The sequence below is a fragment of the Flavobacterium sp. GT3R68 genome (assembly GCF_007109225.1).
Lineage (GTDB): Bacteria > Bacteroidota > Bacteroidia > Flavobacteriales > Flavobacteriaceae > Flavobacterium.
The window spans coordinates 83,036-97,650 of record NZ_VJZK01000005.1 but is presented as its reverse complement, the minus strand read 5'-3'; the positions used below and the strand labels follow the sequence as shown (position 1 = coordinate 97,650).

Sequence of the window (14,615 nt, the reverse complement as noted above, 5' to 3'; positions counted from 1 at the left end):
TTCTATTTTTGGAGTTGGTCTAAAATTTCTGTAACAATCTTCATATCGTCAAAATCATGGCGAACACCTTTAATTTCCTGATATGTTTCATGTCCTTTTCCTGCAATTAAAATAATATCGTTGGGACGGGATAATTGACAAGCTGTTTTTATGGCCTGCTTTCTATCCGTTATCGCAATCGTTTTTTTATAATTCTGTGGCTCAACACCTTGTTCCATTTCAGAGATAATCATATCGGGATCTTCGGTCCGTGGATTATCCGAAGTCAGGATTAGTTTATCGCTTAATGTGGAAGCTATGTTTGCCATCATTGGCCGCTTGGTAGAATCCCTGTCACCACCACAACCGACAACAGTTATTAGTTGTTCATTTTTGGTACGGATATCGTTGATGGTTTTCAATACATTTTCCAATGCGTCCGGCGTATGGGCATAGTCAACGATGACTGTGACATTCCCTTTCGATACAATAAACTGAAAACGTCCGGAAACACTTTCCAATTCAGACAACAATCGTAATACTTCAAAATTATCCAGACCCAATTCGACCGCAGTTCCATAAATAGCCAATAAATTATACGCATTGAATGCTCCGATTAAACGAACCCAAACTTCATGGTCATTTATTTTCAAAAGCAAACCAGACAATTGGTTCTCAAGAATCTGGGCCTTATAATCTGCGTATGATTTTAATGCATACGTTAATTTGCGTGCGTTTGTATTCTGCAACATGACACGGCCGTTTTTATCATCGGTGTTTGAAAGTGCAAAAGCCGATTTTGGCAGGTTATCAAAAAATGATTTTTTCACATCGCGATACTCGGCGAACGTAGGATGGTAATCCAAATGGTCGTGTGATAGATTGGTAAAAACACCGCCTTCGAAATGCAGAGCTTCCGTTCTTTTTTGATGAATTCCATGGGAACTCACCTCCATAAAGCAATACTCTACACCCGTTTCCACCATTTCTTTCAGATACAGATTGATGGTTATCGAATCCGGTGTCGTGTGAGTGGCCTCGTATTCCTTATCGTCAACCAGGATTTTAACGGTAGAAATCAATCCTACTTTAAAACCTGCTTTTTTGAACAGTTGATACAGAAGTGAAGCAATTGTTGTTTTTCCATTAGTTCCTGTAATACCGATTAATTTCAGGTTATTGGATGGATTTCCAAAATAATTAGCAGCCATGCAGGCCAATGCTTTGTTTGTATCTCTTACCTGGACATACGTTATTCCTGTAATAAGCACTTCCGGAAAAGCATCGCAAACAACAGCAACCGCACCATTGTTGATCGCTTTTTCAATGAATTCATGACCATCAGAAACAGCACCGCGAATCGCTACGAATACATCATTCACTGCAATTTTTCTGGAGTCGAAATCCATTTTTTCGATACCCATTTCAGTCGAACCTTTTACCGCTTCGATTGCAACTTTATATAATATGTCTTTTAGGATAATCACGATAATTCCAATATTATGGTTGTGTTTTTATTTAAACTTTCTCCAGGTTGAATCGATTGTTTCTTAACTTTTCCAACCCCAATCACTTTCACTTTTATATTAAGGTTCCCAAGCAATGCAACCGCATCCATACCAGACATACCTTTTACATTCGGAATTACATGGTGCTTTTTCTGTGCTTTGGCATAATATTCGGAATAATTTTTCTCCTGTTTCCCGTTCTTTTTATCCAGTTTTTTAATTTCATTTGTGGAAGGGGCATCGGTAAAAATCTTCTGTGCAATTCTTTTGAAAACCGGTCCGGCAACATCCGCTCCGTAATAGTTATTCATTGACGTATTTGGCTCGTGCACCACTACAATACAGGAATATTTAGGTACATCGGCAGGGAAATAACCAACAAACGAGGAGATATAATGCTTTTCATTCCCACCATTCTTAGCATAATTTGCCTGGGCAGTCCCCGTTTTTCCTGCCATGGAAAAGTCCTTGGAATACAATTTTGAGCCTGTTCCTCTTTTAACCACATTCTCCAGTACCGCCTTTAGTTTCAAAATGGTTTCCTGTGAACATACTTTTGGATTGATGACTTCTTTGTCAAATTTCTTGATGGTTTTGTTCCATGATTTAATTTCCGAAACAAATTGTGGTTTGACCATTTCGCCATTATTGGCAACTGCATTATAATAAGTCAAAGTCTGTAATGGAGTAATGGAAACCCCGTAACCGAATGCCATCCATGGAAGAGAAATATTCGACCAGTCTTTGTCTGTTGGCTGGGGAACGCGTGGTTTTCCTTCGCCTTGAAAAGGCAATCCCAAGCGACTGTTCAAACCGTATGAATTCAAATGGTTGACAAATCTGGAAGGTTCGTTTTTGTAATTTTCGTACACTGCCTGCACCAATACTGTATTGGAAGAGACCTCGAATCCTTTTGCCAGTGATATTTTTCCGTAACCTCCTTCGTGAGAGTCACGCACTTTTTTGCCCGAATAGGTAATTTCTCCGCCTTTACTGTCATAAACCTTACTGGTATCTACTTTTTTATCTTCAAGCAAAGTCATTAAATCGGCCAGTTTATAAGTCGAACCCGGTTCATGGGATTCTGCCACCGCATAATTGGTTGTCTCGTAATACCCACCGTTAGTCGCTCTTCCTAGGTTAGAAATGGCTTTTACCTGACCCGTTTTTGTTTCCATTACGACCACACAACCGTGATCGGCCTCAAACAATTCCAATTGCTTCAATAAGGCGTGGTGCGCGATATCCTGAATATAAACATCAATAGTCGAAATAATATCGTATCCGTCCTGAGGCTCTACTTCATTGACATCCCTGATTGGCTTCCATTGTCCTTTCGCAATTTTCTGTTTTAAGATTTTACCGTCCTTCCCGTTAAGGTATTTGCGGTATGCCCATTCAATCCCTTTTCCGTCGGGAATACCGTTAGGCGTAATTCTTTCATAACCAATGGTACGTTCCGCAATTTCCCCGATCGGATGCTCGCGTACGGTTTTTTGGTCGGTAATAATACCCCCTTTATAAACCCCCATATTGAATAATGGAAAACTTTTGATTTTCATATATTCTGTAAAGCTCAAATCACGGGCAATCAGGTAATATCTGTTTTTATTGGCTCTCGCCTTTCTCAATTCCGCTTGAAAATAACTACTTGGTTTTCCTAACAACAGTGATAAAGAGTCTGCCAATGGTTTTACATTCTTTTGAAAAGCTTCCGATTTAGGAGCCACCGCATCAAAACGGATGTTGTAATTTGGGATTGATGTAGCCAGCAGACTTCCGTCTGAAGAGTAAATATTTCCTTTATTGGCAGGAATCACAAAATTTCTAACTGTTCTTTCTTTTGCTAATTTCCTATAATAGTTTCCGTCAACCCATTGGATATTAGTCAGTTTTACAGTAATCGCAATTGCCATCAGGAAGACGGTAACTGCAACCAGATAAATTCTGTAAGTGATATGTTTATCTTCTACTGCCATATTTTTTTAAGGAAACTTTTTTCGTCTTCTTTTTTTACTTTAATCTTTGTTGGAGGAACAGAAGATGGGAATATTCCTTTTTCCTCCATTTTTAGCGAAACCGTTGATTCCATTTTCAATTTCATCAATTCGGAACGGCGATCCACAAATTCGGAACGCAATTCTTTGACTTCATTATTCAGTTCAATAATTTTAAAAACTTTCTGATCGAAACGATTGTTATTGGCAATCATAATAATGGCAAGTAAAATCAGAAAAACAATGAAACGCCAGTTTTTACTGGCATTAGCCTCTTCATTTATCAGAAATCTGGCTTTTAATATGCTATATATTCCGTATTTCATTTCTATCTCTTTTCAGCGATTCGCAACTTGGCGCTTCGGGCCCTGTTATTGATTTTGATTTCCTGAAAGTCCGGAACAATCAATTTTCCTATCGTTTTGAAAGGCACCGAAAAATTTCCGAAAAAATCACGTTCCGGCTCTCCTTCGAACATTCCGTTTTTCATAAATCTTTTCACCAATCGGTCCTCTAATGAATGGTATGATATCACCGATAATCTTCCGTTTGGCTTCAAAATCTCGAGGGATTGCTCTAAAAATTCTTTCAGCACATCCATTTCCTGGTTCACTTCAATCCGGATGGCCTGATACATCTGAGCCAGAACTTTGTTTTTAACCTTCTCGGGCAAAAACCGCCCTAAAACCGCTTTCAATTCGTCTGTTTTATCAATTGGCGCATCTTCACGGGCTTCAAGAATGACTCTTGCAATAGCTGGTGCATTTTTCAATTCACCATAATCTAAAAATACACGACGCAAATTGGCTTCGTCATATTCATTGATGATTTTGTGCGCGGTCAATTCATTTTTCTGACTCATTCTCATATCCAGATCAGCGTCAAAACGTGTTGAAAACCCTCTTTCAGGAACATCAAACTGATGCGAAGAAACACCTAAATCAGCCAAAATCCCATCGACAGCTTTGACATTATGAAAACGCAGAAAGCGTTTAATGAACCTGAAGTTCTCATTTATCAACACAAAACGATCATCCTGCAAGGCGTTCGCCAAAGCATCTTCGTCCTGATCAAAAGCAAATAATTTTCCTTTAGGACCCAGTCTGCTCAAAATCTCCCGGGAGTGTCCACCACCACCGAAAGTCACATCCACATAAATGCCGTCAGGTTTGATATCCAAACCATCAACAGATTCCTTTAATAAAACCGGATTATGATATTCCATTGTCATTGTCATTTATGTTTCCCATCACCTCTTCTGCTAAATCCGCAAAATCCACATCGTCTCCGGAAATTGATTTTTCATATAAATCCTTGTCCCAGATTTCGACAATATTCACTGCCGACGATAATACCAAATCTTTGGAAATAGCACTGAATACCATCAAATCTTTGGGTATCAATAACCTTCCTAAAGCGTCTATTTCAACCACTTTCACACCGGCTGTAAATCGACGGATAAAGTCATTGTTCTTTTTTACAAAACGATTTAGTTTATTGATTTTAGCCATCATCAAATTCCATTCTGACATTGGATACAATTCCAGACATGGCTGAAATACAGAGCGCTTCAAAACGAAACCGTCCTGAAGTGCTGCAGCAAATTGCTTTTTCAGGGGAGCTGGCAAAAGCAGCCTTCCTTTAGCATCGACTTTGCATTCATATGTTCCTACTATTGTATTCAAAAGAATTAATTTGAAATGATTGTGACAAAAATATAAAAAATTTTACCACATTTTACCACAATATACCACTTTGTTGATAAGTTTTACCACTTCGTCAATTAAAGTGAGTTGTCCCGAGTTTTTTACATAAGCCCTTATTTGACAAATTGTTAAGAATTATCTCATAATCAAAAATAGTGCGCCATGAAACAAGAATTAAACAGCAGAATTTTGCGATTAACACAAACAATTGCATTATAGTCCAACAAGTCAGAAATAGAATAAAATATAAATTTAGTTTGTTCACAAAACAGCGCTAAATAAAATAATCCGGAATGCATTTTTGGGTATAAAATCATATATTTGTCAGAATTAGAAATGCCAAACAAAACATGGAGCACGATTTAAGAAGAGAAGGAAAATATACATATTATGAAGCCGGGGAAGGCACGCCAATCATCATTCTACATGGTCTGATGGGTGGCTTGAGTAATTTTGAAGGCGTTGCCAATTATTTTTCTGACAAGGGTTACAAAATAGTAATTCCGGAGTTGCCCATTTATACTCAAAATATCTTAAAGACCAACGTAAAAGCTTTCGCCAAATACGTGAAGGATTTTATTACCTATAAAGGTTTTGATCGTGTGATCATGATGGGAAATTCTCTCGGTGGTCATATTGCTTTATATCATGCTAAAATGTACCCTGAAAAAATGCTTGGACTTATCATTACCGGAAGTTCCGGATTGTATGAAAGTGCAATGGGTGACAGTTATCCAAGACGTGGTGATTATGAATATATCAGAAAAAAAGCCGAATCGGTATTTTATGACCCTAAGGTTGCAACGAAAGAAATCGTAGATGAAGTGTTCAATATGGCCAACGACCGTATCAAACTGATTAAGACTCTTACCATTGCCAAGAGCGCCATTCGTCACAACATGGCCAACGATTTGCCTAAAATGCATGTTCCAACGTGTGTCATCTGGGGAAAAAATGACAATGTAACCCCTCCGGACGTAGCTGAAGAATTTCACAAGCTACTTCCTAATTCAGCATTATACTGGATTGACAAATGTGGTCATGCCGCAATGATGGAACATCCGGATGAATTTAATGAGTTAATGATGGACTGGCTTCAAAAAAGCCATTTGTAACACTCGTTCTAACTCTTTAACCACTACTTTTCCGGAATTTTTTCCAACAAAGTAGTGGTTCTTTTTTTTGACTACCTTTGCAAAAATAAATACCTGTATGAAAATCAATACTGCCGAATTCATCATCAGTAATTCCATAGTTGATAAATGTCCGAAAGATTTCCTTCCTGAATACGCCTTTATCGGGCGTTCCAATGTTGGAAAGTCATCACTTATCAATATGCTAACCAATCATAAAAACTTGGCTAAAACTTCGGGAAGACCTGGAAAGACTCAGTTAATCAATCATTTTTTAATTAACAATAATTGGTTTTTGGTGGATTTACCTGGGTATGGTTATGCCAAAGTTTCGAAAAAAACCAAATCTGTTTTCCAGCAGTTCATTACTGATTATTTTGAAACCAGAGAGCAGCTTGTTTGTGCTTTTGTGCTGATTGATATTCGCCATGAAGCCCAGAATATTGATATTGAATTCATGTCCTATATGGGAGAAAGCGAAATCCCGTTCTGCATTATTTTCACCAAAGCCGATAAAATCAGTAAGGTAAAAATAGATTCACATGTAGCAGCTTACAAAAAACAAATGTTTGCAAACAATTGGGCGGAAATGCCACAATATTTCGTGACCTCGGCTACCGAACAAACAGGAAAAGAAGAAGTGCTTGCTTATATTGACGAAGTGAATCAGGAAGTTTTTAAAAACAACAGTCAGATTTAAAATTCTAAAAAATCAAAAAAAAACCCAAACTGAAATTCAGTTTGGGTTTTTTTTATTGCAATTTTAAAAGCACTACTTCTTTAAGTCAAGCTTTTCAGCAAAATAGTCGCAAAAATCTTTCATCGTGTCAGACATTTTTTCATCATCGGTGGCTCGTTTGAAGGTATCGGCCATAGCTACCAAAGTCTGGTGGAAGAAAATCTTCATCTCGTCCACCGGCATGTCTTTGGTCCATAGATCGATACGCATAGTTTCTTTCGCTTTGCTGTCCCAGATCGAAAGCATAATAGCTTTAGCTTCTTCGGCTTCGATTCCGCCATCTTGAGCGGTCCAGCTCAATTTTTCCGGAACCTTATTTTCATCTAATTCCACACGGAATTTTATTTCGGAGGTGATTGTATTGCTCATTATTTTTGGGGCTTGTATTTAGATTTGTTAAATAGTTCTACTGCATCCATTCGCAGTAAGTCCTGCAAAGATACTTCATTGTTTTTCATGAACGAGCGGACAATCTGCCAACCAACCCATGTCCCCACCCGTCCCGGAGATTCGTTATCGATTTCGAGATAGAATTTGGAAAACGGCGCCACATTGATGAAACGGTTAGGTAATTTGGAATCCGAATCGTAAAGCAGTTTCCCTTCGATGAAGTAGCTCCACATATACGCTTCATTCTCCTCACACCATTTGATTTGTTCCGGTGTGTACCCAATGCGGTCCGCATCACTCATTTCAGGCAATAAGATATCTTTCAGGTATAATTCCTTTCCAGAATAAATCATGTATGACAAAAGCGTTTTATCGGTAGGCGGCGCGATTTTTCCGGCGGCAAAACTGGAAACGATATCCGGCATGATTTGGCTGGTTTCAAAATTCTGTCTCAGGTAATCCGGAAATTCATAAAATTTATGATTTTTGCCCAAATATAAGTCCAGCGAAATCAAAACCAGGCTGTCGGCATAAATGGCTTTGTTCTGGTAATCCATCTCCGAAATCAGCGTAATGACTTTTGGGGATTTGGTTTCGGGAAAATAGTATTTCATATGACGAAACAGTTCATCCAGCTCATTATTTACCTTTTCGAAATTCGGATACTTTTTTTGAATTTCAGTATACAATTCCCGGTTCAGGGGATTGTTCATTTTCTCGATCCAGACCGCATCAGGTGTTGCGGACGGAAATAAGTATGGGTATTTTAGTTTTACTTTATTGAGCTCAGCTGCAGGAGTTTCATAGAAAATCTTGTCGAAACGCTCCACTTTTACGGACATTGGAATTTTTTCGACTTCTTTTTCTACTTTGCTTTTTTTATCGCAAGAGGCAAATAAAACGCAAATGACAAAAGGCAAAAGATATTTTTTCATGGATATGATTTTCTTTTTAGCCCTGATGGCAGCGGTATCCTTTTTCTTTTTTTGTCCTTGCGAAGCACGAAGCAAATCAAAAAAGAAAAAGATATAGCGAACAGCAGGAAATAGCTCCTAATAATTATTAATTTTGCAAATATACATTGCGGTTTTTTAAATTTTCAGAAATTATGCCTAAAAAAAGTACAATTCAAGTTGATAAAGCTAATCTTCATATTGTCAATTGGTTGCGGGATTATGCTGTGGATGCCAAAGTGAACGGATTTGTGGTAGGAATTTCGGGCGGAGTGGATTCGGCTGTGACTTCGACCTTATGCGCACAAACGGGACTTCGGACATTGTGCGTGGAACTGCCGATTCATCAATCGCCGACTCAGGTAAACCGGGGCCGCGAGCATATAGAGCAATTGCACAAAAGGTTTGAAAACGTCAGCCATGTTGAAACGGATTTGACCGAGGTTTTTGAAGTTTTTAAAAAGCAGGTTCCAGTCACAGAGGATGTAGCGAAACTTAACCTGACGCTTGCCAATACCCGGGCCAGACTCCGAATGACGACATTGTATTATCATGGTGGAATTCATGGTTTATTAGTCGCCGGAACAGGGAACAAAGTTGAGGATTTTGGGGTTGGATTTTATACCAAATACGGCGATGGCGGCGTAGATTTGAGTCCAATTGGGGACTTGATGAAGTCGGATGTGTTTGCATTGGCGCAATACCTGCACGTTCCGGATTCGATATTAAACGCATCTCCAACGGATGGTCTTTTTGGCGACGACAGAACGGATGAGGACCAGTTAGGAGCTAGCTACGACGAGCTGGAATGGGCGATGGATGAAAATGAAAAGGGAATGTCCGCTAAGGATTATACCGGAAGACAACAGGAAGTTTTTGAAATTTATAAACGTTTGAACACCATCAATCAGCATAAAATCAATCCGATACCGGTGTGTTTTTTACCCAAAGATTTAATATAATTTTTTAACATTATTTTACATACATTTGCATTTTTTCATTAACTTTACATTATCCCAAGTCGAAATGTAATCCTTAAAAATTTAAATTATGATAAATGTTTGTTTAGCAGATAATTATCCTGTAGTTCATTTTGGGGTAAAATCATACTTTAAAGATCATGCAGACATTAGTATTGTATCTAATGTTGGTAATTTATCCATGATTGATGAAGTACTCAAAACCAAGAAAATCGATGTTATTGTCATTGATTTAGAGCTTGAAGGCCTGTCCAGTATCTATGATGTAAAATCCATTATAAAGAACCATCCCACTACGAAGGTCATCATCTTTACCAGCCTTTCTGAGCAGATTTATGCTCCCAATGCTATAAAATCAGGTGTTTCTGGATTTGTGCACAAAAGTGCCAAATTAGAAACGTTAGGAAACACTATTGTGAAAGTGCACCAGGGAACTATAGTGCTTAGCGATGCCGTGAAGAAAAACCTGGCGTTGATAGCGAAACAAAACAAAAGCGACCGTTTGTACCGAAAACTGTCCAACAGAGAGATTGAAGTGCTGCGTTATTTAAGTGACGGTAAAAAGAACAATGAGATTTCTAAAATTCTGAATCTTAACGAGAAAACCATCAGTACTTATAAATTAAGATTGCTGACCAAGTTGAACGTGACGAATCTGGTAGATTTGGTAAACAAGGCGAAAACGCTGGAAATCGTTTAATTATAGCGAGACATTACCCTTCCTAATTTATTTGAAAACGAATTAATCAGTTTATAATAATCCATTGCCATAGACAGAGGTTCTGTATTGTCCGATTCAGGTTCGGAAGATATAGAACCTTTTAGTTCTTCTATAATCCGGTCCACTAAAAACCAACGCAAGGTCAAGATGGTTTCTGAAACATATTGCTCAATTGATTGGTCTTTCTGTTTAACAATTATATTCTGAGCTTCCCAGTCGTGAAGCGTTAATTTTTCGTCTTCCATCAAAATATCGGTAACTTCCTGAGCAAATTCCGGAGGCAATTGCATGAGATACTGCTCCACATTGAAGGTTTCGTTCTGGTGGAAATAATCTATCAGGTTTTGGTATACATCGCGAAACAATGGATTGGCCAATTCGACCTCATCTTCCTGCAGACTTAGAAACACTCTTTGATACACCGGATATTCTTTTTTCTCGCTCACGGTTTCGACTTCGCCTTCTTCATTGGTTTTCAACAGGACATCTTCGAATTCTTCGGTTTTATTACCGTATAAAAGTAGTATTTCGATAATTTTTCGCTCCAGTTGGTACAGGATATCAATTTTCTCGAGAGCGACGGGATTTTCATTCTTAACCACTTCAAAAGCCTTCTGCTCCTGTTTGCTTTTCTTTCCGGTTTCGGTAATATCTTTTTGAACCAATTGTGCCAGAGTACTAAGCAAAACCTGCTCTGAAATATCCATTATCCGGGCACATTCCTGAATGTACACTTCCCGTTGAATACGGTCCGGTATTTTGGAAATACTGGTTACCATATCGCGGATCAGATCGGCTTTCTTGATAGGGTCATTTTTAGCTTCATTCATCAAAAGCGACGCCTTGAACTGCATGAAGTCTTTGGAATTGGCGTCCAAATAGGCAACCAAATCTTCGTAAGGTGTCTTTTTGGCAAAACTATCCGGGTCTTCCCCATCAGGGAAAGTACATACTTTGACGTTCATGCCTTCTTCCAGAATCAGATCGATTCCACGGATGGAAGCACGAAGTCCGGCAGCATCACCATCAAAAAGAACGGTAATATTTTTGGTCAGACGGTTTATCAGTCGGATTTGGTCTGGTGTTAAAGCGGTTCCCGAAGAAGCCACGACATTTTCGATTCCGGCCTGATGAAATTGGATGACATCGGTATATCCCTCCACTAAATAACAATTGTTCAGTTTGGCGATGGATTGTTTGGCCTGAAAAATTCCGTACAATACTTTACTCTTATGATAAATATCGCTTTCGGGCGAATTCAGGTATTTTGCGGCTTTTTTATCGTTCGTTAGTATCCTTCCTCCAAAACCAAGAGTCCGGCCCGACATACTTTGAATCGGAAACATGACGCGTCCTTTGAAGCGGTCAAATGGACGGTCCTCTTTGGGAATGGTCAGTCCGGTACTTTCCAAAAATTCCATTTTGTATCCTTTCCCTAATGCTTCTTTGGTAAAAGCATCCCAGGTTTCAGGGGAATAACCCAATTCGAATTTCTTGATAGTTTCATTGGTAAAACCTCTTTCCTTAAAATAGGAATACCCGATTGCTTTCCCTTCTTCCGAGTTTAAAAGCGTATCATGGAAATATCTTTTGGCAAATTCGGAAACCAGATACATGCTTTCACGCAGATCGGTATTAACTTTTTCCTCATCCGACTGAACGGTTTCCTCAATTTCAATATTGTATTTTTTGGCAAGGTACCGAATAGCTTCCGGATAGGTAAAATGCTCGTGCTCCATCAAAAAAGCTACCGAATTACCCCCTTTCCCAGTACTGAAATCCTTCCAGATCTGTTTCACCGGAGAAACCATAAACGAGGGAGAACGCTCATCAGAAAAAGGACTTAACCCCTTAAAATTGGAGCCTGCACGTTTCAATTGCACAAAATCACCAATCACCTCCTCAACGCGGGCGGTTTCGAAAACGGTATCGATGGTGGCTTTTGAAATCAATGGTCTCTAATTATGAATGGTTGTAAGCGCCAAAGTTACAAGTTTAAGGCGTAATTTTTTTTATTAATTATTGAAAATTAAAAAAGCGTTCCTACCGAAACGCTTTTCTAATAAATAACTAACTAACATTTTTAATTCAGATCGAAACGAATACCTAACGAAATATTATTTTGTTTCACCACATTATCTTCAAACAAAGGATTTAAATCATATTTTATATACAAGCTGGTTTCTTTATAACCGATATACGAACTCACCCCGTAAATAAAGTCCGAAGCATTAAAATCGCCTTTTGTACGTTCCCTTACGTCATTTCCGTCGGTGTTTTCATATTCCAGGATTTGTTTGGATTTGATTCTTGCCCCGGCGTACCCTCCTAATCCGATTCGAAATCCGTCATGGGATTGAAAAACAGTTTTGTCATTGACGGTTTTGTTTTTAGAAAAATCGAATTCCAAATGCATTGGCACTACCAAATACACATTTCTTAAACGGGAATCTTCTAAATTTATCGATGCTGTTGCCAGAGTGGTCTGGTCGCCAGACGCTACAAAATAACGATTATCTGTCGGCCGAAGATTATTGTACATTACTGACAAACCATATTTGGCATGCAAAAGATTGTTGTTTTTTAAGATTCGGCTGTTGTAGGTAAGTCCCCATTCGTAGAAATGCGAGCCAAAATATCTGAAATCAGAATGCGCCACCTGCTCATTGGTCACCAAATTATTGAAACCGGCTGCAAATACGAATTGCGACGTGGTCCTTTTTTCGCCAAGACTTGCTCGGTGACGATCTTTTACTTTCATCCCTGGAAATGAAAACGAGTATCTTCTGGCAGTATCCTGTTCTTTGATTTTTCCGTCAACTTTTTGCTGTACGAGTTCTTTCAGTTCTTCCTGAACAGCATCCACTCTTCTTTCAATGTTTTTCGCTCTCATTTCGGCGTATTCAACTTTTTTTGCATCCGCTTCAGCATTGGTAATTTTACCCGATTGTAATTGGGCATTTACGGATTCAATTTCTAACTTAAGCGCTGTTTTTTCATCTTTGGTTATTTGTTCGATTTTAGCAGCAATGATTTTGGCTTTTTCCTCAAAGGTTTCCTGTGCGGTCATTTTATTCAAAAAAAGACATAAGATCAGGGATAAGTAAACAGTTAAATTTCTCATGATTGTTGTTTTATAATATATAAGATTGATAATTTCGTTGATATGAATGACCGCTATTCATTGTTGTTTCTGCTTGCCAAAGCCACTTTAATAGTTTGAAAGTTTTTACCTGCGGTAGTAATCACTTTTTCCCGAAAGGACAACTCTAATTCCCCGTCGACCTGAGATAGTAAACTGGAAGCATCCACCTTTATCGTTGGCTTTTCGGGCAAGGTTTCCTTTTTCATAACAGGAGTTACCGCAATTGTTTTTTCTTCTTCAACTGCATTTTCTTTTGGGGCAACAATGTTAATAGCAACATTATTTTTATTTTCAAAAGGAACTATCATGGTATTTGGTTTTGTTTGTTGTTTCTGCATGTTTTGTGTCCTTCTTGCAGTTCGCATCACAGCTTCTGTATTTAACGGACGGATTATCTCTGCAGGATTTCCGTTTACATTAGGTTGCTGTAAATTTTCAATGGTATTGTTTTCAAGGACGATTTCATTTTTTGGGATATCGATTACTTCCTCGGTCTGACTTAAAAAAACAGATCCGATTAGAATAAACCCCAAAATCCCCGCAGCCACGTATAGCCAATTGTGACTGGATTTGATCTGTTTCTCTTCGGCAACCGAAAGCATGGCGTCCAATCTGTCCCAAGCTTGCGCTGAAGGCTGAATTCTCCGGCTTTCCAGTTTTTGTTTGATTTGGTTTTCTATATTATTTGATTCCATTTTCTCGTTTTAAATTAATCAACACTTGTGTAGCTGACTTCAAAATTATTTCGCTTGGCAATCTGCTCCTGAAGCATTTTTTTGGCGTGTGATAATTGCGATTTCGATGTTCCTTCGTTAATTCCTAAAAGGGCTGCAATCTCTCTGTGCTTATAGCCTTCAATAGAGTAGAGGTTAAAAATCATTCGGTATCCATCGGGCAAGGCATCAATAAGAAATTGGATATCATCTACATTTAAATGGCTTTCAATCGGATTGAAACTTTCTTCGTAATAGTATTCTTCTTCTAAAAAGCTTACTTTTTTATGAACTCTGATGGCAGAAATACATTCATTTACCATAATTTTCCTAATCCATCCTTCGAAACTTCCTTTATGCTCAAAATTCTTAAGATGCGTAAACATTTTCATGAACGCTGTAATCATGATGTCTTCGGCATGATGCAAATCTTTGATGTATTGTCGGCACACACTCAACATTTTTGGCGCAAATTGCATATAAATCTTTTGCTGGGCCTGGCGATTGTTTTCCAATGCCAATGCAATGATTTCTTTTTGCGATTGATGTAAGTCGATTACTTTCAAAATAGAGTTTAAAGTGTTTCTATTAGTATAGACGAGAATGATTGAACAATGGTTGCACTGAAATCAAATAAAATAAAATTTTCTT

Annotated in this window: 15 protein-coding genes; 4 read left to right on the top strand and 11 right to left on the bottom strand. The window is 38.4% G+C overall.

All coding sequences use genetic code 11. The annotated features are described in order from the left end of the window. Window positions 1-2 precede the first annotated feature (2 nt). The 5 genes from FNW07_RS10590 to FNW07_RS10570 are packed head-to-tail and all read right to left on the bottom strand — an operon-like array spanning window position 3 to window position 5,169. A complete protein-coding gene (locus tag FNW07_RS10590) occupies window positions 3-1,466 on the bottom strand; it encodes a UDP-N-acetylmuramoyl-L-alanyl-D-glutamate--2,6-diaminopimelate ligase (RefSeq protein ID WP_185964645.1) in 1,464 nt (487 codons plus the stop codon). Then, window positions 1,463-3,466, bottom strand: coding sequence for a penicillin-binding protein (locus FNW07_RS10585; RefSeq protein ID WP_126744170.1), 2,004 nt, complete (start codon window positions 3,464-3,466; stop codon window positions 1,463-1,465). Before FNW07_RS10585 ends, FNW07_RS10590 begins: the two co-directional genes overlap by 4 nt. Next, window positions 3,457-3,810, bottom strand: coding sequence for an FtsL-like putative cell division protein (locus FNW07_RS10580; RefSeq protein ID WP_126744169.1), 354 nt, complete (start codon window positions 3,808-3,810; stop codon window positions 3,457-3,459). The genes FNW07_RS10585 and FNW07_RS10580 overlap by 10 nt, the downstream gene beginning before the upstream one ends. A gap of 2 nt (window positions 3,811-3,812) precedes the next feature. After that, complete coding sequence (gene rsmH, locus FNW07_RS10575; protein ID WP_185964644.1) at window positions 3,813-4,721, bottom strand: 16S rRNA (cytosine(1402)-N(4))-methyltransferase RsmH; 909 nt, start codon at window positions 4,719-4,721, stop codon at window positions 3,813-3,815. After that, on the bottom strand, window positions 4,696-5,169 hold the full coding sequence (locus tag FNW07_RS10570; protein WP_126744167.1) for a division/cell wall cluster transcriptional repressor MraZ: 474 nt from the start codon (window positions 5,167-5,169) through the stop codon (window positions 4,696-4,698). The genes rsmH and FNW07_RS10570 overlap by 26 nt, the downstream gene beginning before the upstream one ends. 371 nt (window positions 5,170-5,540) lie before the next feature. Here FNW07_RS10570 and FNW07_RS10565 point away from each other — a divergent pair, with 371 nt between their 5' ends. Then, the gene (locus tag FNW07_RS10565; RefSeq protein ID WP_126744166.1) at window positions 5,541-6,305 is read left to right on the top strand and encodes an alpha/beta fold hydrolase; all 765 of its coding nucleotides are present in this window, start codon (window positions 5,541-5,543) and stop codon (window positions 6,303-6,305) included. A 97-nt stretch (window positions 6,306-6,402) separates the two neighbouring features. After that, complete coding sequence (gene yihA, locus FNW07_RS10560) at window positions 6,403-7,023, top strand: ribosome biogenesis GTP-binding protein YihA/YsxC (RefSeq protein ID WP_126744165.1); 621 nt, start codon at window positions 6,403-6,405, stop codon at window positions 7,021-7,023. A gap of 72 nt (window positions 7,024-7,095) precedes the next feature. Here yihA and gldC read toward each other — a convergent pair whose 3' ends face one another. Together gldC and gldB are read right to left on the bottom strand one after the other, a co-directional pair. After that, the gene (gene gldC, locus FNW07_RS10555; RefSeq protein WP_185964643.1) at window positions 7,096-7,431 is read right to left on the bottom strand and encodes a gliding motility protein GldC; all 336 of its coding nucleotides are present in this window, start codon (window positions 7,429-7,431) and stop codon (window positions 7,096-7,098) included. After that, window positions 7,431-8,387 (bottom strand): gliding motility lipoprotein GldB, encoded by a 957-nt coding sequence (gene gldB / locus FNW07_RS10550; RefSeq protein WP_126744164.1) that lies wholly within the window; start codon window positions 8,385-8,387, stop codon window positions 7,431-7,433. Before gldB ends, gldC begins: the two co-directional genes overlap by 1 nt. A gap of 173 nt (window positions 8,388-8,560) precedes the next feature. Here gldB and nadE point away from each other — a divergent pair, with 173 nt between their 5' ends. Together nadE and FNW07_RS10540 are read left to right on the top strand one after the other, a co-directional pair. Next, window positions 8,561-9,367: an NAD(+) synthase gene (gene nadE / locus FNW07_RS10545; protein WP_126744163.1), complete on the top strand. Its 807-nt coding sequence runs from the start codon at window positions 8,561-8,563 to the stop codon at window positions 9,365-9,367. Window positions 9,368-9,455: 88 nt separating this feature from the next. Continuing rightward, window positions 9,456-10,085, top strand: coding sequence for a response regulator transcription factor (locus FNW07_RS10540; protein ID WP_126744162.1), 630 nt, complete (start codon window positions 9,456-9,458; stop codon window positions 10,083-10,085). Here FNW07_RS10540 and dnaG read toward each other — a convergent pair. The 4 genes from dnaG to FNW07_RS10520 all read right to left on the bottom strand — a co-directional run bounded on the left by dnaG (window position 10,082) and on the right by FNW07_RS10520 (window position 14,530). After that, on the bottom strand, window positions 10,082-12,058 hold the full coding sequence (dnaG, locus tag FNW07_RS10535) for a DNA primase (protein ID WP_126744161.1): 1,977 nt from the start codon (window positions 12,056-12,058) through the stop codon (window positions 10,082-10,084). The genes FNW07_RS10540 and dnaG overlap by 4 nt on opposite strands. 131 nt (window positions 12,059-12,189) lie before the next feature. Then, window positions 12,190-13,230: a hypothetical protein gene (locus tag FNW07_RS10530; protein ID WP_126744160.1), complete on the bottom strand. Its 1,041-nt coding sequence runs from the start codon at window positions 13,228-13,230 to the stop codon at window positions 12,190-12,192. Window positions 13,231-13,283: 53 nt separating this feature from the next. Beyond that, window positions 13,284-13,946, bottom strand: a complete 663-nt coding sequence (locus FNW07_RS10525) for a hypothetical protein (RefSeq protein ID WP_126744159.1) — start codon at window positions 13,944-13,946, stop codon at window positions 13,284-13,286. 14 nt (window positions 13,947-13,960) lie between these two features. Next, window positions 13,961-14,530, bottom strand: coding sequence for an RNA polymerase sigma factor (locus FNW07_RS10520; protein WP_126744158.1), 570 nt, complete (start codon window positions 14,528-14,530; stop codon window positions 13,961-13,963). Between the last annotated feature and the right edge of the window lie 85 nt (window positions 14,531-14,615).

Bases quoted from the DNA above. Each gene is read 5' to 3' on its own strand.
- nadE (WP_126744163.1), top strand. From the start codon at position 8,561: ATGCCTAAAAAAAGTACAATTCAAGTTGATAAAGCTAATCTTCATATT.
- gldC (WP_185964643.1), bottom strand. From the start codon at position 7,431: ATGAGCAATACAATCACCTCCGAAATAAAATTCCGTGTGGAATTAGAT.
- yihA (WP_126744165.1), top strand. From the start codon at position 6,403: ATGAAAATCAATACTGCCGAATTCATCATCAGTAATTCCATAGTTGAT.
- FNW07_RS10540 (WP_126744162.1), top strand. From the start codon at position 9,456: ATGATAAATGTTTGTTTAGCAGATAATTATCCTGTAGTTCATTTTGGG.
- FNW07_RS10585 (WP_126744170.1), bottom strand. From the start codon at position 3,466: ATGGCAGTAGAAGATAAACATATCACTTACAGAATTTATCTGGTTGCA.
- rsmH (WP_185964644.1), bottom strand. From the start codon at position 4,721: ATGACAATGACAATGGAATATCATAATCCGGTTTTATTAAAGGAATCT.
- FNW07_RS10565 (WP_126744166.1), top strand. From the start codon at position 5,541: ATGGAGCACGATTTAAGAAGAGAAGGAAAATATACATATTATGAAGCC.
- gldB (WP_126744164.1), bottom strand. From the start codon at position 8,387: ATGAAAAAATATCTTTTGCCTTTTGTCATTTGCGTTTTATTTGCCTCT.
- FNW07_RS10525 (WP_126744159.1), bottom strand. From the start codon at position 13,946: ATGGAATCAAATAATATAGAAAACCAAATCAAACAAAAACTGGAAAGC.
- FNW07_RS10580 (WP_126744169.1), bottom strand. From the start codon at position 3,810: ATGAAATACGGAATATATAGCATATTAAAAGCCAGATTTCTGATAAAT.
- FNW07_RS10530 (WP_126744160.1), bottom strand. From the start codon at position 13,230: ATGAGAAATTTAACTGTTTACTTATCCCTGATCTTATGTCTTTTTTTG.